At 33.7% G+C, this 20,801-nt stretch carries 18 protein-coding genes and 1 other annotated feature; all 18 genes read right to left on the bottom strand.

Annotation, left to right across the window (positions count from 1 at the left end; translation table 11 throughout):
• Nucleotides 1-231 precede the first annotated feature (231 nt).
• Nucleotides 232-1,998: an aspartate--tRNA ligase gene (gene aspS / locus CD147_RS06355; protein WP_103166583.1), complete on the bottom strand. Its 1,767-nt coding sequence runs from the start codon at nt 1,996-1,998 to the stop codon at nt 232-234.
• A 12-nt stretch (nt 1,999-2,010) separates the two neighbouring features.
• On the bottom strand, nt 2,011-3,273 hold the full coding sequence (gene hisS, locus CD147_RS06350; RefSeq protein WP_103166582.1) for a histidine--tRNA ligase: 1,263 nt from the start codon (nt 3,271-3,273) through the stop codon (nt 2,011-2,013).
• 642 nt (nt 3,274-3,915) lie between these two features.
• Entirely contained in the window at nt 3,916-4,791 is an 876-nt protein-coding gene (locus tag CD147_RS06345; protein ID WP_103166581.1) for an N-acetylmuramoyl-L-alanine amidase family protein, read from the bottom strand.
• Nucleotides 4,788-5,240, bottom strand: coding sequence for a D-aminoacyl-tRNA deacylase (gene dtd / locus CD147_RS06340; RefSeq protein ID WP_103166580.1), 453 nt, complete (start codon nt 5,238-5,240; stop codon nt 4,788-4,790). Before dtd ends, CD147_RS06345 begins: the two co-directional genes overlap by 4 nt.
• 16 nt (nt 5,241-5,256) lie before the next feature.
• Nucleotides 5,257-7,446: a RelA/SpoT family protein gene (locus CD147_RS06335; protein ID WP_103166579.1), complete on the bottom strand. Its 2,190-nt coding sequence runs from the start codon at nt 7,444-7,446 to the stop codon at nt 5,257-5,259.
• 425 nt (nt 7,447-7,871) lie between these two features.
• A complete protein-coding gene (locus CD147_RS06330) occupies nt 7,872-8,390 on the bottom strand; it encodes an adenine phosphoribosyltransferase (protein WP_103166578.1) in 519 nt (172 codons plus the stop codon).
• Nucleotides 8,391-8,412: 22 nt separating this feature from the next.
• Entirely contained in the window at nt 8,413-10,686 is a 2,274-nt protein-coding gene (recJ, locus tag CD147_RS06325; protein ID WP_103166577.1) for a single-stranded-DNA-specific exonuclease RecJ, read from the bottom strand.
• Nucleotides 10,687-10,837: 151 nt separating this feature from the next.
• Nucleotides 10,838-13,123 carry a protein translocase subunit SecDF gene (gene secDF, locus CD147_RS06320; protein ID WP_103166576.1) on the bottom strand — a complete coding sequence of 762 codons (2,286 nt, stop codon included), beginning with the start codon at nt 13,121-13,123 and terminating at the stop codon, nt 10,838-10,840.
• A 371-nt stretch (nt 13,124-13,494) separates the two neighbouring features.
• Nucleotides 13,495-13,755, bottom strand: a complete 261-nt coding sequence (gene yajC / locus CD147_RS06315) for a preprotein translocase subunit YajC (RefSeq protein ID WP_103166575.1) — start codon at nt 13,753-13,755, stop codon at nt 13,495-13,497.
• A gap of 15 nt (nt 13,756-13,770) precedes the next feature.
• Nucleotides 13,771-14,910 carry a tRNA guanosine(34) transglycosylase Tgt gene (tgt, locus tag CD147_RS06310; protein ID WP_103166574.1) on the bottom strand — a complete coding sequence of 380 codons (1,140 nt, stop codon included), beginning with the start codon at nt 14,908-14,910 and terminating at the stop codon, nt 13,771-13,773.
• A gap of 19 nt (nt 14,911-14,929) precedes the next feature.
• A complete protein-coding gene (gene queA / locus CD147_RS06305) occupies nt 14,930-15,955 on the bottom strand; it encodes a tRNA preQ1(34) S-adenosylmethionine ribosyltransferase-isomerase QueA (RefSeq protein ID WP_103166573.1) in 1,026 nt (341 codons plus the stop codon).
• 10 nt (nt 15,956-15,965) lie between these two features.
• The gene (gene ruvB, locus CD147_RS06300; protein WP_103166572.1) at nt 15,966-16,961 is read right to left on the bottom strand and encodes a Holliday junction branch migration DNA helicase RuvB; all 996 of its coding nucleotides are present in this window, start codon (nt 16,959-16,961) and stop codon (nt 15,966-15,968) included.
• A 78-nt stretch (nt 16,962-17,039) separates the two neighbouring features.
• Nucleotides 17,040-17,645 (bottom strand): Holliday junction branch migration protein RuvA, encoded by a 606-nt coding sequence (gene ruvA, locus CD147_RS06295; protein WP_103166571.1) that lies wholly within the window; start codon nt 17,643-17,645, stop codon nt 17,040-17,042.
• Between the two features lie 12 nt (nt 17,646-17,657).
• Nucleotides 17,658-18,113, bottom strand: coding sequence for an ACT domain-containing protein (locus tag CD147_RS06290; RefSeq protein WP_103166570.1), 456 nt, complete (start codon nt 18,111-18,113; stop codon nt 17,658-17,660).
• Nucleotides 18,114-18,124: 11 nt separating this feature from the next.
• Complete coding sequence (gene obgE / locus CD147_RS06285; protein ID WP_103166569.1) at nt 18,125-19,417, bottom strand: GTPase ObgE; 1,293 nt, start codon at nt 19,415-19,417, stop codon at nt 18,125-18,127.
• A gap of 147 nt (nt 19,418-19,564) precedes the next feature.
• A complete protein-coding gene (gene rpmA / locus CD147_RS06280) occupies nt 19,565-19,849 on the bottom strand; it encodes a 50S ribosomal protein L27 (protein WP_103166568.1) in 285 nt (94 codons plus the stop codon).
• Between the two features lie 11 nt (nt 19,850-19,860).
• On the bottom strand, nt 19,861-20,181 hold the full coding sequence (locus tag CD147_RS06275; protein WP_103166567.1) for a ribosomal-processing cysteine protease Prp: 321 nt from the start codon (nt 20,179-20,181) through the stop codon (nt 19,861-19,863).
• Nucleotides 20,182-20,186: 5 nt separating this feature from the next.
• On the bottom strand, nt 20,187-20,495 hold the full coding sequence (rplU, locus tag CD147_RS06270; RefSeq protein ID WP_103166566.1) for a 50S ribosomal protein L21: 309 nt from the start codon (nt 20,493-20,495) through the stop codon (nt 20,187-20,189).
• A gap of 13 nt (nt 20,496-20,508) precedes the next feature.
• Nucleotides 20,509-20,613, bottom strand: a sequence feature (ribosomal protein L21 leader region).
• Nucleotides 20,614-20,801 lie beyond the last annotated feature (188 nt).

Raw genomic sequence — 20,801 nt, 5'->3', positions numbered from 1 at the left:
ATAGCACAATAACTCTATAATTAAAATCCTAATGACTTGAATAGAAACGTTTATTAAGATAAATACTTAACTATAATAAGTTGACATAATATTTTTATAGTTTATCAAATTATAGATTTTTTTGTTACTATTCTTCTTCAATAAAAAAACACCTTATGAGTAGTCTTTAAACTAACTTATAAGGTGTCGCTTAATAATATTTACTTTAATTAACTCATAATTTTTTAGCAATTAATGACGAATACGTAGTGATAATTCCTCTAATTGTTTATCAGATACTTCTCCTGGTGCATCAGTTAATAAACAAGTAGCTGATGCTGTTTTAGGAAAGGCAATTGTATCTCTAAGGTTGGTACGATTAGTCAATAGCATAACCAAACGGTCTAATCCTAAGGCTATACCACCATGTGGAGGTGCACCGTATTTGAAGGCATCTAATAAGAAACCAAATTGTTCTCTAGCTTGTTCTTTTGTGAAACCTAAAACTTCGAACATTTTTTCTTGAAGCTCGCTATTTGAAATTCTTATAGAACCTCCTCCAAGTTCATAACCATTTAATACAATATCATAAGCATTAGCTTGAACATTCTCAGGTTCTGAGTCTAATTTAGAGATATCTTCTTGTTTTGGTGATGTAAATGGATGGTGTGCTGCAACATAGCGTTTAGCATCTTCATCATACTCAAGTAATGGCCAATCTGTGACCCATAAGAAGTTTAATTTATTTTCGTCAATTAAACCTAATTCTCTTGCAATTTTAATACGTAAAGCTCCTAAACTTTGAGCAACAACATTCGGTTTGTCTGCTACAAACATGACTAAGTCTCCTGGCTTAGCTCCAGTTAGTTCTTTTAACGTTTCAACATTTTGGTTTTCGAAGAATCGAGCAATTGGACCGCTTAATCCTTCTTCAACAACTTTAACCCAAGCTAGACCTTTAGCGCCATAAATATTAACAAATTCTGTTAAAGCATCCATATCTTTACGAGTGTAGTTATCAGATGCTCCTTCAGCAACAATAGCTTTAACTTGCCCGTTATTTTGTACAGTATCTTTAAAGACTTTAAAGTCCATCTCTTTACCTAATTGAGATACATCAATTAATTCCATTCCAAAACGTGTATCAGGTTTGTCAGAACCATAACGTCTCATCGCTTCTTCATAAGTCATACGTGGGAATGTGTCTTCTATGTCAACGCCTTTTACATCTTTAACGACTTGGCGTAACATTTCTTCTCCCATTTGAATAACGTCTTCTTGATCAACGAAACTCATTTCAATATCGACTTGAGTGAATTCAGGTTGACGGTCAGCACGTAAATCTTCATCTCTGAAACATTTAACAATTTGATAATATTTGTCAAAACCACTAATCATTAATAATTGTTTAAATAATTGTGGTGATTGAGGTAGTGCGTAAAACTCACCTTCATGAACACGTGAAGGTACTAGATAGTCACGTGCGCCTTCTGGTGTAGATTTAGTTAATACTGGTGTTTCAATATCAAAGAAACCATTATTATCAAGATAGTTACGGATAGATTTAGTTGTTTGATGTCTCATTTTAAATGTTTGTGCTAATTCAGTACGTCTAAGATCTAAGTAACGATATTTCAAGCGAATATTTTCGTCGACGTTTTGATTTTCCTCATTAATTGAAAATGGTGGCGTTTCAGATTTATTAATAATATTAATATTTGAAACTTGAACTTCAACTTGACCAGTTTTAATCTTAGGGTTAACTGTTTCTTCATCACGTTTAGTTACTGTTCCTTCAACTTCAATCACATACTCAGAACGTACTGTTTCAGCGACACTTAAAGCTTCTGCAGAAAAATCAGGATTAAATACTACTTGAACAATACCTTCTCTATCACGTAAGTCTACGAAGATGAGGCCGCCTAAATCACGTCGATTATGCACCCAACCTTTTAATGTTACTTTTTGATTTAGTAATTCTTCAGTAACTAAACCACAATATGTTGTACGTTTACTCATTTGAATTCTCCTTTATTTTTTAAAATATTGTACAAGTTCATCTAATTTAACTTTTTCTGACTCACCTGTTGCCATATTTTTAATATCAATTTCATTGTTCTCTAATTCTTGATCTCCAATAACAATAGTATATTTAGCATTTAAACGATCAGCTTGTTTCATCTGACCTTTAATTTTACGTTTTAAATAATCTTTATCGGCTTTAACGCCATTTTTTCTAAGGTGATTTAAAAGTTTAACACTATAGCGTTCAGCTTCATCACCCATAGTAACTATAAATAAGTCAAAATCTTCTTCAATATCTAATTCAATACCTTCTTCTTCAAGCGCAAGTAATAGTCTTTCAATACTTAACGCAAATCCAATACCAGTTTGACTCGGCCCATCTAAAAGTTCTAATAAACCATTATAACGGCCACCACCACATAAGGTTGTAATTGCACCATCATAATTAGGGTTATCCATCATCACTTCAAAAGCTGTATGAGTGTAATAGTCTAGCCCACGTACTAAGTTAGGATCTTCGACATAATCCACCCCTAAATCAGTCAAATACGATTTAACTTCTTCGTAATACGCTTTAGATGATTCATTTAAATAGTCAGTTATACGTGGAGCGTTTTTTACAGCTTCTTTATCACGATCAATCTTACAATCAAGTATACGCATCGGATTTGTATGCAAACGTGATTGACAATCTTCACAGAAAGTATCTATCACAGGCTCAAAATGCTTCACTAATGCCTCGTTATATTCCTTGCGTGAATTCGCATCGCCAATACTATTAATTACTAATTTTAAATGTTTTAAGCCAAATGATTCATAAATGTGCATAACCATAGCTAGCACTTCAGCATCGATACTAGGATTTTCTGCACCTATGGCTTCTATACCAAACTGATTGAATTGACGAAAACGTCCTTTTTGTTTACGTTCATATCTAAACATTGGTCCATTATAGTAAAGTTTAATCGGTTGATTTGGATAACCTTGCATTTTATTTTCAATGTAAGAGCGAACTACCGCAGCCGTACCTTCTGGTCTTAATGTTAGGCTTCTATCACCTTTATCTTTAAACGTATACATTTCTTTTTGCACTACGTCTGTTGAGTCTCCCACACCACGTGCAAATAAATCTGTACTTTCAAAAATAGGTGTACGTATTTCTTTATAATTATAAAGTTTCATTAATTCATTTAATTTATTTTCAATATAGCGCCATTTACTTGAATCTTCAGGTAAGATATCTTGCGTACCTCTAGGTATTCTAATCACGTAATCACTCCTTTAATAATTTTACACATCTATTTTAAATCTTCTTTAATAAAAAAAGCCCCTTATATAGCCCAATAACTATATAAGGGACGGAATGCCGTGTTGCCACCCTAATTGAGATTAAGAATATATCTTAATCCCCACTCAAACGCTTAACGTACGTAAACCGGCTTATTTATTAAAGCACCTCTTCTTGTGTTAAAAGTTTTAAACTACTCAGTATAATCTTTCAGCCATGGATTATATCTCTACGTGAGGTTGGGACAAAAGTGTTTAGGATTTGAGCAGAACCGAACGATGAGCAAAAACTATTATCTTCTAATCTATGTGATTAGGCAATAGTTGACTAAGATGAAGATGCGTCCAGCCTGACTTTCTTCATTTCTAGTCAACCTTGCCGGGGCGGGACGACGAAATCTTTGAAATTAAGTTAGATTTCTGTCCCGCTCCCAAATTTTGTCAAATCGTGACGGTAGCTGCCGAGAATCCTGCTTTTGGGACACCGTTTATCGGTTTCCCAGCGCACAAACGATTAATGTCTCAGTCTCTCTACCTATTTCATTTAAACTTTCAAGAATATTAACGGTATGATTTATAAAGTTCATTAATAATGATAACTAGTTTAGATTAAGTTTGCAAGACTTAAGATGCAAAATATTGTTTTAAACCATCAACTACTGCTTCTTCAACGACTTGTCGATGCAGTTGATCCGTTATCATTACTTCATCGGTTGGATTACTAATATATCCTAGTTCTAACAATACTGCTGGTTTATTAGTTTGTCTTAGAACTTGAAAATTTTCCTGTCTTGCTCCTTTATTAGAAAGTAAAGACTTTTTCTCAATACTAGCCGACAATGTTTCAGCTAAGGTTTCTTGGTTATCTTTAAACCAATAGACAGTAGCCCCGTTTGCATTTGGACTATCAAGAGCATCGTTATGTATACTTATAAAAGCGTCGCCATCTTGTTTTCTATCTTCTAAGCTAACATAGCTATCATCAGAGCGTGTTAGTTTTACCTTAGCCCCCGTTTTTTCTAACGCTTTTTTTAATTCTTTCGCAGTCTTTAGCGTATAATTTTTTTCAAGACTTTTTTTCGATGTATTGCTTGAAGCACCTTGGTCATTGCCCCCGTGCCCAGGATCTAGGACAATGACCTTATTCTTCAAAGGATTTTCTTTCTTACTTGCATCCGCTTCAATATCTAAGCTTGTATGCCAACCTGCTATCCACCCTTTTTCTTTACCATCTCTACTTTCTACTTCAATCCACTTACCAGACTTTCCTAGTCTAGTAAACGTTTCACCTTTATCAACTTGGTAGAGTACTGGATAAGCTGCATTAGGACCTGTACGTAGTTCTGCATTTTCCGAGACAGTAATTCGGTTGCTACCTTGATCGCTATGATTCATGAGCATAAACAGTATAATTAAAAATAATATAAAAGCAATAACTACAGAAAGTGTAAGTCTGTTCTTTAGACCATGTTTTAATAACCATGCATCTACTTTACTCATACAATCTTTCCATCCTGACTTTCATAAATAATAGTCACAGGACCATCATTTATAATTTCTACTTCCATATCTGTACCAAATTCACCTGTTTTAACTTCAATACCATTCGCTCTTAATGCAGTATTAAATTTCTCATACAACTCATTTGCTTCGTCAGGATTCATTGAATTAGAAAAACCAGGTCTATTACCTTTTTTAACATCTGCATAGAGCGTAAATTGAGAAATAGATAGAATTTCACCTTCGACTTGTTGAACATTTAAATTTAATTTGCCATTGTCATCTTCAAATAAACGTGCGTTAACTATTTTTTTGGCTAATACATCTACATCCGCTTCAGTAGAATCTTTACCTACCCCAACTAACAAACAATAACCCTTATTAATTTTATTCTGAATATGATCATTTGTTACTGAAGCTCTTTTAACTCTTTGTACCACTATCTTCATCTCTATAGCACCTCTATTAATTCCATACTCTGGATACTGTATATACATCACTTAACTGTTTAAGCTTTTCTACAACTCTAAAAACGTCATTTACATTTTTAACCATTACGCTAATCGTTATAATAGCATGTTTATCTGTATCTGAACGTCCGTTAATGTTAATTATGCTTCCTACAGTAGAATTGATTGCCTGAATGACTTCATTAAGCAAGCCATTTCTATCATATGCACTGACTTCTAAATCTACTTGGTAACGTTGAGTAGAATCTTTAGATTTTACCCATTCAACATCAATCAAGCGTTCAGATTCATTTACGATATTTGGACAATCAGTGCGGTGTACTTTAATACCATGTCCCTTAGTAATATAACCTACAATATCATCTCCAGGGATAGGATTACAACATTTAGATAGCTTAATTAAAACATTCTCAATTCCTTCAACATAGACGCCACTATCTGTAATAATATCCTCTTTAATTGGAAGTGACTTCGTAATCTCTTGAGCCTCGTTTAATGCTTTTTGTTTATCTTGTATACGTTGTCGTTCAGTCAATTTGTTTACAACTTGTAGTGCTGTTACACCACCAAATCCTACAGCAGCATATAAATCGTCCTCATTTGCAAAATTATATTTTTCATTAACGACCTCAATATTCTTCTCAGTTAGAATATCATCTACTCTAAATCCTTGGTCCTTAATTTCAGCTTCAACCATAAACTTACCCTTTTCAATATTTGAAGAACGATCTTGTTTCTTGAAGAAGCTTTTCACCTTACTTTTTGCACTCGAGGACTTAACAATTTTCAACCAGTCTCTACTTGGACCATAAGAATGCTTACTCGTACGAATTTCAATAATATCCCCAGTTTGAAGTACATAATCAATTGGTACGATTTTACCATTAACCTTCGCCCCGATCATTTTATTACCAACTTCACTATGAATTGCATAGGCGAAATCAATAGGTACAGCACCATATGGTAATTCGATGACATCGCTAGCAGGTGTAAATGCATAAACCTTATCACTTTGTAAATCATATTTTAAAGATTCCATAAATTCTTGCGCATCCGAAGAAGTATGATCAGTTTCTGCTAATTCTTTGAGCCAATTAAGTTTATTTTGAAAATCTTGCGTCTTCTCGTTAACTGTTTTACCTTCCTTATATGCCCAATGTGCAGCTACACCATGTTCAGCTATTTCGTGCATTTCATAGGTTCTAATTTGAATTTCTAAAGGATCACCGTTCGGCCCTACGACAGTCGTATGTAGTGATTGATACATATTTTGTTTTGGCATTGCAATGTAGTCTTTAAAACGTCCTGGCATAGGCTTCCATAATGTATGGACTAATCCTAAGATAGCGTAACAGTCGTTAATTGAATTGACTATTACCCGTATTGCTAATAAATCAAATATCTGATCAAATTGCTTTTTCTGTTTCATCATTTTTCGATAAATACTATATATATGTTTCGGGCGTCCATTAATCTCGCCAGTAATATTCATATTTATCATTTCTGCTTGTATTTTATCAATAGCATTAGCTATATACGCTTCTCGTTCACTACGTTTCTTTTTCATTAAGTTAACTATACGGAAATATTGAACGCTATCTATATATCTTAAAGCAGTATCTTCTAGTTCCCATTTAATAGTATTAATACCTAATCTATGTGCTAATGGTGCATAAATCTCTAATGTTTCTTTAGAAATACGTACTTGTTTTTCTCGCGCCATAGCTTTAAGCGTTCTCATATTATGAAGTCTATCAGCTAATTTCACTAAGATAACTCGCACATCTTTAGCAATAGCAATAAATAATTTTCTATGATTTTCGGCTTGTTGCTCTTCTTTGGAACGATATTTAACTTTTTTTAATTTTGTTACGCCATCTACAATTCGCGCTATTTCTTCATTGAACATACCTTTAACATCATCAAACGTGTAAGCAGTATCTTCAATAACATCATGTAGGAAACCAGCTACAATAGTTGGTCCATCTAACCGCATTTCAGTTAATATACCGGCTACTTGAATTGGATGCATAATATATGGCAATCCATTTTTACGGAATTGACCTTGATGCGCCTCATAAGCAATATGGTAACTTTTCAAAACATATTGGTATTCATCAGTTGATAAGTAAGATTTTGCTTTATGTAGCACCTCGTCAGCGCTATATGGATACTCGTTATTCACTATATGCCACCCCAACTCTTTAATATTCCAAATACTCCACTCGATATTCGAATTTTTGAAAATTAAGAAAACATACCTTAACGCTTCATTATTCCGAGTATAACAAAGGTTAGGACAAAACGCTTAGGCTACTATTAATTAATTTCCTAGAACATATATAATTAATGCCCCATTCTGAATATGAGAATTACTTTAATTTTATCAAATATCAAGCAAACTATAAAAGGTTTGATTTTTTCTAAATAATAGTTCTATGATACTACAAGTTTTTAAATAAATAAATGATGTTAGATTTAATTTAAATTCATCTAGCATAGCCTTTATTAAAAGGTAAGAATGATATAAAAATAAGTATAAATATAATTAATAAGAGGTTGAAACACCTTATCAATGTCTCAACCTCTACATCTATCTCAATTAATAATTTATTCGTCGTATGAGATTAAACTCATGACGTCATAGTCTTTAATTTTTTCAATACCATTTAGATATTTTAATTCAATAATAAACGCGATACCTACAACGATACCACCTAACTTTTCAACAAGCTTAATAGCCGCTTCAATGGTACCACCTGTTGCTAATAAATCATCTGTAATTAATACGCGTTGCCCAGGCTTAATAGCATCATTATGCATTGTTAAAACATTTGTACCGTATTCTAAATCGTATTCGTAGCGAATCACTTCACGAGGTAGCTTACCTTCTTTTCTCACAGGAGCAAAGCCAATGCCCATTGAATAGGCAACTGGGCAACCAATAATAAACCCTCTAGCCTCTGGTCCTACGACGATATCTACATTACGTTCTTTAGCATATTTTACAATTTGATCAGTAGCATAGCCATAAGCTTTACCATTGTCCATAATCGTTGTAATATCTTTAAAACTTACTCCCGGTTTAGGCCAATCTTGCACCTCTGAAACATATTGCTTTAAATCCATTTAAATGTGTCCTCCCTATAAATTAACCCTTTTGAGCTTCTATCCATTGTTTAAGCTGTGAAAAATCATCATACAACAAACGTTTTTCAACTTCTATTCGTGATAATCTTGCTTGATAAGTTTGGCTCGTTTCAATATTTTGCTTATTAGGATTATTGTTTATTTTAATTATACCATTATCATCAATAATAAAGCCTAATTCAATAAATACTTTTAATATAAATTTTAAAATATTGGGTTTAACATTTAGAAATTGGCATAATAACATGCCCTCTTTTTCTAAATTCGTTTCTTGTTTATTAATAAGTGCTTTATAACATTTTTTAAATATATCTTGACTCGGTATACCTTCAAAGTAAATAGATGCTTGATGTTGCAACACTATATACATTTGTGAGTAATTAATTTCTTTCAGGCTATGAGTGAGACTTTCTAGATCTTGAGGTAAGTCTCTAAGTACAACAATTTCGTATTCATCGCCTATAGTTTCACCATAATAAAAGTAATTATCATTAACTTTTTCCATTTTAGGATGAATAATAAATGCAATTTGATGATCATTTGTCTCTAAATTAAGGTGTTTACGTTTACTACGATAATCTAGAATTTGTTCATCATTCGTGGCAAGATCTTGAATAATAAATTGTGGTGATTGATTACCATTCCATTCATTTATTTGTAAATTCCCTAACAAACTGATTGGTTGTCCTAATTCAATTTGTGAAGCAAGATGTCCATTATTCCAGTAAAGATGTTGTAAGCGAAGTTGACCTGTTGTTATTTTAAGGTGTTTATTATCTTTGCCTATTGCTTTAACATCCATCACATCGCTATTATCTAATTCGAATAAAGGTTTTTCAAAATCAGTTCCATACGGACTTAACTTCTGAATATCTCTTATATTTTTAACTGTAATATCCGCTTCATCAAGTTTTACTGCAACACGCTTAGTAGGTGCTAATGATGCATGTTCTGCTAATTGTGCCATCCAATCATTAAGTCCTTGTTCTAATTCTTCTATGTTGTCAATATCCATAGTCATGCCAGCTGCCATATGGTGGCCACCAAACTTAGTTATTAAGTCTTGATGAGCACTTAATATTTCAAACATGGACACTTGGTCAATACTACGAGCAGAACCTTTCGCATGATTTTGTTCTAAATCAATATTTAAAATTAATGTAGGCAATGCATAAGTTTCAACGATTTTAGAAGCAACTATTCCTAATACACCTTCATGCCAGTCTTCTTTAGCTAGAAGTAAAAATCGTCGCCCAGCTTTGACCTTTTCTTCAGCCATAGCCAATGCTTCTTCTGTTAACTGAGCTACAATTTCTTTACGCTCCACATTAAAATGTTCGACTTGTTCCGCTAAAAATTCCGCTTCCTCTTCTTCCTCAGACATCAATAGCTCTGCAGCTAATGAGGCATCTTCTAATCGTCCTACTGCATTAAGTCGCGGTCCAATAATAAAACCTATCGTTTCCTCATTAATTGTGTCGTTAAAGCCGGCTTGATTAAGCATGGCTTTAACTTGAGGTGGGCAATAGTCATTTAAATTGGCTAGGCCTTGTTTTACAATTGTACGATTTTCATCTGTTAATGAGACTAAATCTGCAATCGTTCCAATAGCAGCTAGACTAACAAAATAATTAGGTGGGTTATCAAGTAACACTTGGGATAGTTTATATGCCACTCCAGCACCACATAAATATTGAAAAGGATAGTCAAATTCTGGATGCATTGGGTGAACTATCGCATACGCTTCAGGCAATGTACGTCCGATTTCATGATGGTCTGTCACAATCACATCCACGCCTAATTCTTGTACCATTTTAATTTCTTCATGTCCTTGAATACCATTATCAACTGTAATAATAAGCGAAATACCTTCGTCATAGGCATTATGAAACGCTAACTTATTAGGACCATAACCTTCTGTGAAGCGGTTAGGTATATACCAGCCTACTTCAGCTCCCAATGTTTTAAGTGTACTCACTAAAATAGTAGTAGATGTTACGCCGTCCGCATCATAGTCACCATAAACTAATATTCTTTCTTTCTTATCTATAGCTTCATTAATACGCTCTACTGCTTTTTTCATATAACTTAAGCGCCAAGGGTCGTGATTAATTGTTGTATCTGTAAATACTTTTTTAATATCTTCTTCTTGGACGATAGATTTATTTTCAAGTACTTTTTTAATAATTGGCGTTAATTTGTAACGTTTAACTAAGTCTTCACTAATGTATTCAATTGGTGGTTCATAAAGCCAGTTATATTTAGATTTAATCATACTATTATCCTTCCTTTTTCCAAAAGCCATTATACCTAAAAACATAATAAATAAAAAGTAAATCCAATTTAATATAGTCGAATTTGACATAAAAAAATCAGCCCGTAACATTTTAATAAATGTTCTAGGCTGACTTATTTACTTGAAATAATTAAACTAATATTTTTTCATCATTTGATTTTTTCTCTTTATAAACAACTAGTTTGCCGTTGTCTGCTTTTTTAAGTTGTCGTTTCTTCATCATACCCCATAGCGGCACCGCGATAAAGATTGAAGAGAACACACCAGAAACTAGTCCAATTAATAACGCTAATGAGAAGTTAAATAGACTTGATGCACCAAAGATAAGTATTGCTATTACAACTACTATTACTGTTAAAACAGTATTGATTGAACGGGTCATCGTTTGGCGAATTGATCTATTAACTATATCATCAATTTGTTCAGGTTTAGTAATAACTTTGACCTTATGCAAGTTTTCCCTTACACGGTCAAACGTAACGATAGTATCATTAATTGAATAACCTACAATTGTAAGTACTGCTGCTATAAACGTGATGTCAACTTCTAAACGGAATAGACTGAATATCGCAACGATCATAAAGACGTCATGTAATAATGCTAGGACAGAAGATAATCCCATTCTCCATTCAAAGCGTAATGATACATAGATAATAATGCCAATAGCCGCATAAAGAAGTGCTTTCATAGCGTTCTTAGCTAATTCTTGGCCTATCATTGGTGATACTGTATTTACAGTCGGTTTATGACCAAATTCATCGTTAACCTTCTTATTAAGTTTTACAACTTCATTCTTAGATAAGTCTTTTTTGAATTGAACGGTAGCTTGTTTATTTCCATTACCATTGATTTGAACTTGGTCTGGGTTAAGTCCTAAATCTTTAACGGTACGTTCTACCTTAGTTTGAGTTAATTTTGAGTCTGAATTAATATCAACACGTGTACCAGAAGAGAAATCGATACCTAAGTTTAATTTGAAAATACTTAAGATAATTATACCGACAACTAATATAAGTACACTGGCTCCAATTAATGGTTTAGCTAGTTTAACAAAGTTCCATTTTTCGAATGATGTTTTTAAGTCATGTACATCTACGCCTTCATTTATGTCATGACGGTCTTTTTTGTTAATTCCGAATAACCAATATTTCTTTTTAAAGTAATTTGAAGATACAAGTAATGATAATAATCCCCTAGATAAGAACACCGCTGTTATAAATATCATTAATATACCTAATAGCAACATTGTAGCAAAGCCTTTAACTGAACTTTCACCGAAGAAGAACAGTACACCTGCTGCAATAACAGTTGTTAAGTTAGAGTCGAAGATTGTGAGGAAGGAACTCTTATTTGCTTTAGTATAGGCTTGTTTAAGCGTTCGGCCTACCCTCAATTCATCTTTAATACGCTCATACATAATAATATTGGCATCTACCGCCATACCTACACCTAATACCAGTGCAGCTAAACCAGGCAATGTAAGTACACCTGAGATAAAGTTAAATGCTACAAGTGTTAGATAGATATATACTGTTAAAGCCATAACTGCGACTAAACCAGGTAATCTATAAAATCCGACCATAAATAGGTAAATGATAGCTACACCTATAGCAGAGGCAAATATTGTTTTATCAAGTGCATCTTGACCAAACTGAGCACCAACAGAATTAGAGTAAACTTCTTTTAAATCAACTGGTAATGACCCAGCGTTTAATAATTCAGCAATTTGTTTAGCTCGTTCTACACCTTCTTGACCATGAAAACCACCTGAAATTTCAACACTATCTGAATTAATAGGTTGGTCAACGGTCGCCGCTGAAACATATTTACGTTTATCTTCAGGTTTTTCTAATTCTTTATGGTAACTATCACCTTTTTTATAGTCTAACCATACTACCATCATATTTTCTTGCTTTTTAGATATTTCTTCAGTTACTTTTTTAAATTTATCACGATCCTTCAATTTAAAAGTAACTGCTGGTTCATTCGTACCTTGCTTAAATTCTTGTTTAGCCGAACCTTGTTCAATATCCTTACCAGTTAGTTTAACTTTATCATCCGCATCACGGATAGTTAAATTCGCTTGAGAGGATAATATATTTCGTGCCTCATCAGGGTCTTTTACTCCAGCTAGCTGGACTCTAATACGATCAGGATCTTCTACCTGAATGTGAGGTTCCGATACACCTAATACGTTAACACGATTTTCCAAGGTTTGAGCAGTCGATTGTAATGCACTATCATCAATCTTCTTACCGCCCTCAAGTGGCTTAACTTGGTAAAGTACTTCGAAACCACCTTGTAAATCAAGTCCAAGATTTACGTTTTTAACTACATTCTTATATGTAAGTCCCATACCAACAAAGAGTACGGCAACAATTAGTATGAATGCAATTATCCTACTAAATTTTTTCACATGAACACCTCATTGTTTACTTATGTACTAAGGATAATCCTTTAATAAACCACACGCAAGTTAATAAAAGATTACATAGATATAACATGACTTATCTATATTAACATACCATGACTTTTAGTGAAATTATGACTTCAGCCTATAGTTAATGATTAAGAAAATGAGAAGAGAGAATAGTCTAATATCAAGCTAAAGATTTCAACCTGTCTTCTCCTTCGTCTTGGCATGGCAAGTTTTGACTGAAGGTGTAGAGATTTTAATTTAATTATCTCTTCATTTCAACTCATGGCTATCTACAATAAAAAGCTGAGACACTTTTTATAAATGTCCCAGCCCTTCAAATAAATATTTAATTAATGTTGCACCCTTAATTATGAAGGATCAACTTGTTTAATTGCTGGCTTCTCAAACGTCATTTCTGTACCATGACCGTTAACAGTAATAACTACTGTAGTTTCATCTACAGCTTTAACTGTACCTTTTAAACCACCAATTGTTGTAATTCTTTGTCCTGCTTCAATTCGACTAATCATTTCACGATGCTCTTTAGCACGTTTTTGTTGTGGTCGAATTAAGAAGAAGTAAAACACTATAATTAAAATAATAGGTAAAATAAGTGCTGAAACGTTCATTCTGTAATCTCCTTATTAAAAGTTTTTAGGGTTATCCACATTTAGACCGTATTGCTCAAAGAACTCTTCTTTAAAATCCAATAGACGATCTTCGCGAATGGCTTGTCTAATATTTTCCATTAATTTTAGCAGAAAATGTAGATTATGAATAGTAGTAAGACGGATTCCAAATGTTTCCTCGGCTTTAATTAAGTGTCTAATATAAGCACGTGAATAATTCTTACATGTGTAACAATCACAATTTTCATCAAGTGGGCCGAAATCATTAGCATATTTAGCGTTTTTAATAACTAATCTTCCGCTAGAAGTCATGCATGTACCATTTCGAGCAATACGAGTTGGTAAGACACAATCAAACATGTCCATTCCTCGAATACTACATTCAATTAGCGCATCAGGGGAACCTACGCCCATTAGATAGCGTGGTTTATCTTCTGGCATATATTGAACGGTATGTTCTACCATATCATACATAACTGGCTTAGGCTCACCCACTGATAATCCTCCTATTGCATATCCAGGAAAATCAAGATCAACTAATTCTTTGGCACTTTGTTCTCTCAAATCTTTATACTCACCGCCCTGAATAATACCAAATAAAGCTTGATCTTCAGGACGTTTATGTGCTTTGAGACAACGTGCAGCCCATCTTGTGGTACGTTCAATAGAATCTTTAACATAGTTATATTCTGAAGGCATAGGGGGACACTCATCAAATGCCATCATAATATCTGAACCTAAATCATTTTGAATTTCCATTGATTTTTCAGGGCTTAAAAATAGTTTAGAACCATTGGTATGATGTCTAAACTCTACACCTTCTTCAGAAATTTTTCTAAGATTACTTAAACTAAATACCTGGAACCCACCTGAGTCAGTAAGAATAGGGCCATTCCAGTTCATAAACTTATGTAGACCCCCAGCTTGTTTGATAATATCATTTCCAGGTTGTAACCACAAATGATACGTGTTTCCTAATATGATTTGCGCTTCCATTTGACGTAATTCTTCTGGGCTCATTGTTTTAACTGTAGCTTTTGTTCCAACCGGCATAAACATCGGCGTTTCAAAAGAACCATGTGGTGTATGAACAATCCCTAAACGCGCACCTGATTGCTTACAAGTTTTTATATGTTCATAAGTAACTGCTGGCATACTATAAACCTCTCATTCATTAAATAATTAACATTGCATCTCCAAAACTAAAGAATCTATATTTAAGCTCTACTGCTTTATTATAAGCATTTAAAATATTTTCTCTACTACTAAATGCTGATACCAACATAACTAGTGTAGATTTAGGCAAGTGGAAATTAGTTATCAAACCATCGATAGCCTTATACTCGAATCCTGGATAAATAAATATATCTGTCCATCCACTGACTGCAACAAATTCATCATTATCACGGCGAATCGTTTCTAGTGTTCTAGTAGAAGTGGTACCTACTGAAATAATTCTATTACCTTGTTCTTTAGTTTGATTTAATAAATCAGCAGTTTGCTGTGTCATTTGATAGTATTCGCTATGCATTTGATGATCATCAATATTATCAACACTAACTGGCCTAAATGTACCTAATCCAACATGTAAAGTTATAAATGCGATGTTTACACCTTTAGCTTTGACTTTTTCTAATAAATCATCTGTAAAGTGTAATCCTGCCGTAGGCGCAGCCGCAGAGCCATTCTCCTTAGCATAAACTGTTTGATAACGCTCGGGATCGTCTAAACGCTCTTTAATATACGGAGGTAATGGCATTTCTCCAAGTTCATTTAAACGTTCTTCAAGAATGCCTTCATAATGTAAACGCATAATGCGTCCACCTTGATCTAATTCCTCAATACATTCAGCGATAATTTTACCTTCACCAAATGATAATTTATTTCCAACTTTAATGCGTTTTGCTGGTTTTAATAATACTTCCCAGTCATTCTTTTCAATGCGGGTAAGCATTAACATTTCAACCTTCGCTCCAGTTTCCTCTTTTAGACCAAATAAACGCGCCGGCATCACACGTGTATCGTTTAATACAAGCGTATCACCAGGATTGAAATAATCAATGATGTCAGTAAAGTGCTTATGATCAATTTCACCTGATTGACGTCCTAACACTAATAAACGGCTATGATCTCTATCTTTCAAAGGAGTCTGAGCAATTAATGATTCAGGAAGATCATAATCAAATTCCTCAACGTTCATTTCTATTCCCTCATTCTTTTGTTTTTTTTAAATGTTCATATGCATACGCAGTTGCTTTTCTTCCTCTAGGTGTGCGTTCGATAAACCCTTTTTGAATTAAAAAAGGCTCGTATACATCTTCAATAGTTATACGTTCTTCGCCGATAGATACTGCAATCGTATCAAGGCCGACTGGTCCTCCGTTATATTGATTTATAATGCAATTCATCATTTTATGGTCAATATAATCCAAACCTTCATCGTCAACTTGTAGTAGTTTTAAAGCTTGCTTAGTAGTCTCGATATAAATTTGTTCATCTTCATTGACTTGTTGAAAATCGCGCACACGTTTCAATAATCGATTAGCTACCCTCGGCGTTCCACGTGAACGTTTAGCTAATTCAGAAGCACTTTCATCATCAATTTGAGTACCTAAAACTTCTGCAGTTCTTATAATAATTTCTTTTAAATCAGATTCATTATAATATTCTAATCTTAAATGTACTCCAAAGCGATCTCTTAATGGGCCAGTTAAGCTACCTGCACGTGTAGTCGCGCCAACAAGTGTGAATGGTGGTAAATCAATTCTGATACTACGAGCCTCATCGCCTTTACCAATTATAATATCTATGAAGAAGTCCTCCATAGCTGAATATAAAACTTCTTCAACCGTACTACTCAAACGATGAATTTCATCAATAAAGAGAACATCACCAGGCTGTAGACCAGATAATATTGCAGCTAAATCCCCAGGTCTATCTAGTGATGGACCAGATACAGTTCTAAGATTTACATCCATCTCATTAGCAATAATATTAGATAAAGTTGTTTTACCTAAACCTGGAGGGCCAAAGAGAAGCACATGATCAAGTGGCTCTTCACGTAATTTGGCCGCTTTTATAAACACTTCTAAATTATTTTTAATAGAAGTTTGTCCAATATATTGTTTTAATTTCGTAGGTCTGAGCGAGAACTCGAAAGATGATTCTTCATTATGTAATGATTGATCGACCATTCTATCATCCATTATTATCCCCCCAGTAAATTAATCTATAATTAAGGGTTAAGGAGAAGCGGGCAAAACATCCAAATCTCCTTAACCTTTTTATGAAACTAATGTTTTTAAACCTAGTTTAACCGCTTCGTCAACAGATTCAAAGGCTTCTTTGTTAAGTACTTTTTCAACTTTAGCCAATTCTCTTTTAGAATATCCTAGAGCAGCAAGCGCTAATAATGCTTCTTTAATTAAACGCTCATTATTTGAAGGTTGGTCATCAACAGCAAACAAGGTTTCACTATCTTCCTCAGTAATTTGGACTTTACCTTTTAAATCAAGCACGATTTGGCGTGCCGTTTTCTTTCCAATACCTGGGAACTTCGTTAAATATGCATCATTTTCATTTTCAATTGCACGTTTAACTTCATTAGGCGTACTTGTAGCTAAAATCGCTAACGCAGATTTAGGCCCTATTCCTGTCACTTTGATTAAACTTAAAAACATTTCTTTTTCTTCTTCATTAATAAAACCATAAAGCAATTGTGCATCTTCTCTAACTATTAATGAAGTATAAATAGTAATTTCTCGATCTAAATATTTTTGAAAACGATATGAATTAGGTGTTTGTATTTCATAACCTACTCCACTAGACGTTTCAAGCGTAACGTGCGTTGGAAATAATTGGGTCAATTGCCCTTTTATATAAGCGTACATGATTTACCTTCCTTACATACTCATACTTATTAATTCAACCTTTGATACATGTTCAATATTTCTTAAAGCTATAATAATTTCATCAATTGATAGTGACGTGTTTTTAGCACTTAATGACAATGTTATCGTCGCTTTATCTTCCATTGGAATACTTTGGTGAATCGTTAATACAGATAATTCTAATTGAGAAATAGTATTTAATACTTGCGCAAGCATACCAACAATATCATTGACATATAAAATAAGTGTAAATTCACGATGTTCAAATATCTTTTCATCAACAGGAAAGATGGTCTCGCGATATTTATAGAATGCGCTTCTAGATAAACTAAATCTTTTCACGGCTTCATAAATGGACAGCTCAGAATCATTCTTTAAAGCATCTTTAATTTTTAAAGTCTTTACAACTGATTCAGGTAAAACATCTTCTCTTATTAAATAGAACTTTTTATATTCTTTGTTGTCCACTTAAAGCACTCCTATTCTATAAATTCAAATTCTCCACCTAATATTCTTACGATATCGCCATTACTACATCCTCGCGCTCTTAAAGCATCATCGATACCCATAGAACGCATTTGACGTGCAAATCGTCTAACGGCTGGATCACTATTAAAGTCAGTCATTTTGAACATTCTTTCAATCGCGTTACCGCTTACTACATAAGCACCATCATCATCACGAGTAATTGTGAATTTATCTTGAGAAGGCGTATGTTTATAAAGTACACGGTTAACTCCAACTTCTTCATCTTTTTCTACACTAAAGTCGATATCTTTAACCTCGTCTAATTTATCCATAATAGTATATAACAATTGGTCGATGTTATCACGGGTAATTGTAGAAACAGGCACAACGATTGCGTCTGACGCTAATTCTTTCTTAAAGCGTTCTAAGTTTTCTTGTGCTTCAGGAATATCCATTTTATTTGCGACAATGATTTGAGGTCTTTCCTCTAATCTTTGCTTATAATTTAAAAGTTCTTTATTAATGACTTGATAATCATCAATAGGGTCTCTACCTTCAGAACCACTCATATCAATCATATGCACGATAACTTTTGTTCGTTCCACGTGTCTTAAGAATTGATGACCTAGACCGACTCCATCAGATGCACCTTCTATTAAACCAGGTAAATCAGCCATAACAAAACTTCTGTTATCAGGTGTAGATACTACACCTAAATTAGGTTTTATAGTAGTGAAGTGATAAGCTCCAATTTTCGGTTTAGCTTTAGAAACGATAGATAATAGCGTTGATTTACCTACACTTGGGAAACCTACTAAGCCAACGTCCGCTAATAACTTAAGCTCTAGCGTTACATCCAATTCTTCACCGGGCTCTCCATTCTCACTGAAATCTGGCGCTGGATTTCGTGGTGTAGCAAAACGAGAGTTACCTCTTCCGCCACGACCGCCTTGAACAACGATAGCACGTTGACCATCTTCTACTAAGTCAGCTAATACTTCTTCAGTATCTACGCTTTTAATAATCGTGCCAGGTGGTACTTTTAACACTAAATCTTCTGCATTTTTACCATGCATATTACTACTTTGTCCATTTTCACCTTTTTTGGCTTTAAAATGTCTTTGATATCTGAAATCAAGTAATGTTCTTAATCCTTCATCCACTTCAAAAACAACTGATGCACCTTTACCACCGTCGCCACCAGCTGGACCTCCAAATGGTACGTATTTTTCTCTACGATAAGCAGTGATACCATTACCTCCATCACCAGCTTTTAGAGATATTTTAACTTGATCGACAAACATATATCTCACCTCTTTTACTTTCGATTCATTAATGACAATATTATATCATTAAATATTTAACAGTTTAAAATTTATCATTTTATATAAATCACTTATAAACAAAAGAAAACACCAGAAGCATTCACTTCTGGTGTTAACTAGACAAAATTATTCAGCTGCTGCATATACAGAAACTTGTTTTTTGTCGCGTCCTTTACGTTCGAAACGAACAACGCCATCGATTTTAGCGAATAATGTATCATCGCCACCACGACCTACATTTTCACCAGGATAGATTTTAGTTCCGCGTTGACGGTATAAGATAGAACCGCCAGTAACGTATTGACCATCTGCACGTTTAGCGCCTAAACGTTTAGATTCTGAGTCACGACCGTTTTTAGTAGAACTTACCCCTTTTTTAGATGCAAAGAATTGTAAGTTTAATTTCAACATCGGGATACACCTCACTTGTAATTTAATCTGATATTTTCATTATATTCTTCTTCAATAGTTTGTAAAGAAACAAGCATTGCTTGAAGAATTAATTGTGCTTGTTCATTATTTGTATCTACACTTCTTATGTGAAAATGACCACCGTCATCATCATAGTCAATGTCTGGTTTTTCAGTAGTTAAACCTAATATAGCATTTACGCTACCAAATAAAACTGCTGAAGCGCCAGCACAAACAATATCATGACCATATTCACCATGGTCTGCATGGCCATCCATAATAACATCTGTTACTTTGCCACTATCATTTATTGTAATATCAACAGTAATCATAAAGATTAAGCGTTAATTTTATCAATAGTTAATTTAGTGTATGGTTGACGATGACCTTTTTTACGTTTAGAGTCTTTACGACGTTTGTAAGTGAATACAGTAATTTTTTTACCGCGTCCTTGTTTTTTAACTGTAGCAGTAACAGTAGCACCTTCAACAGTTGGAGCACCAACTTTAACTGAATCGCCACCTACAAAGATAACTTTATCAAATGTAAATGAATCACCTTCATTAACATCTAATTTTTCAACGAAGATATCTTGACCTTCTTCTACTTTGATTTGTTTACCGCCTGTTTCAATAATAGCAAACATACTTTGCACCTCCTATATTTATAAGTCACGCCATATACAGGTGACATACTAAATTCGAATTATTTCCAATTTAGCTATTTGTGTACTTAAACCTGTATTTGAGCGGTTGTATGTAGCTATAAAACTACTCAACTATTGCATAGTACCATTACTACACTTTAGTGTCAATCTTGTTTTGCATTTTTTTAATATATTTAAGGAAAATTGGAAAAACAATAATTAACAATATAAAGTTTAATAATATTGTTGGTAATAATCTTAATAATAAGAAGTTGATAATATTAAAGTTAATAAATCCAATAATCG

The sequence above is a fragment of the Staphylococcus devriesei genome (assembly GCF_002902625.1).
Taxonomy (GTDB): Bacteria; Bacillota; Bacilli; order Staphylococcales; family Staphylococcaceae; genus Staphylococcus; species Staphylococcus devriesei.
This window is presented reverse-complemented; position numbering and strand designations above follow the sequence as displayed.

Bases quoted from the DNA above. Each gene is read 5' to 3' on its own strand.
- aspS (WP_103166583.1), bottom strand. From the start codon at position 1,998: ATGAGTAAACGTACAACATATTGTGGTTTAGTTACTGAAGAATTACTA.
- CD147_RS06345 (WP_103166581.1), bottom strand. From the start codon at position 4,791: ATGAGTAAAGTAGATGCATGGTTATTAAAACATGGTCTAAAGAACAGA.
- dtd (WP_103166580.1), bottom strand. From the start codon at position 5,240: ATGAAGATAGTGGTACAAAGAGTTAAAAGAGCTTCAGTAACAAATGAT.
- CD147_RS06330 (WP_103166578.1), bottom strand. From the start codon at position 8,390: ATGGATTTAAAGCAATATGTTTCAGAGGTGCAAGATTGGCCTAAACCG.
- recJ (WP_103166577.1), bottom strand. From the start codon at position 10,686: ATGATTAAATCTAAATATAACTGGCTTTATGAACCACCAATTGAATAC.
- yajC (WP_103166575.1), bottom strand. From the start codon at position 13,755: ATGAACGTTTCAGCACTTATTTTACCTATTATTTTAATTATAGTGTTT.
- tgt (WP_103166574.1), bottom strand. From the start codon at position 14,910: ATGCCAGCAGTTACTTATGAACATATAAAAACTTGTAAGCAATCAGGT.
- queA (WP_103166573.1), bottom strand. From the start codon at position 15,955: ATGAACGTTGAGGAATTTGATTATGATCTTCCTGAATCATTAATTGCT.
- ruvB (WP_103166572.1), bottom strand. From the start codon at position 16,961: ATGGATGATAGAATGGTCGATCAATCATTACATAATGAAGAATCATCT.
- ruvA (WP_103166571.1), bottom strand. From the start codon at position 17,645: ATGTACGCTTATATAAAAGGGCAATTGACCCAATTATTTCCAACGCAC.
- obgE (WP_103166569.1), bottom strand. From the start codon at position 19,417: ATGTTTGTCGATCAAGTTAAAATATCTCTAAAAGCTGGTGATGGAGGT.
- rpmA (WP_103166568.1), bottom strand. From the start codon at position 19,849: ATGTTGAAATTAAACTTACAATTCTTTGCATCTAAAAAAGGGGTAAGT.
- CD147_RS06275 (WP_103166567.1), bottom strand. From the start codon at position 20,181: ATGATTACTGTTGATATTACAATAAATGATAGTGGCAAAGTAACAGAT.
- rplU (WP_103166566.1), bottom strand. From the start codon at position 20,495: ATGTTTGCTATTATTGAAACAGGCGGTAAACAAATCAAAGTAGAAGAA.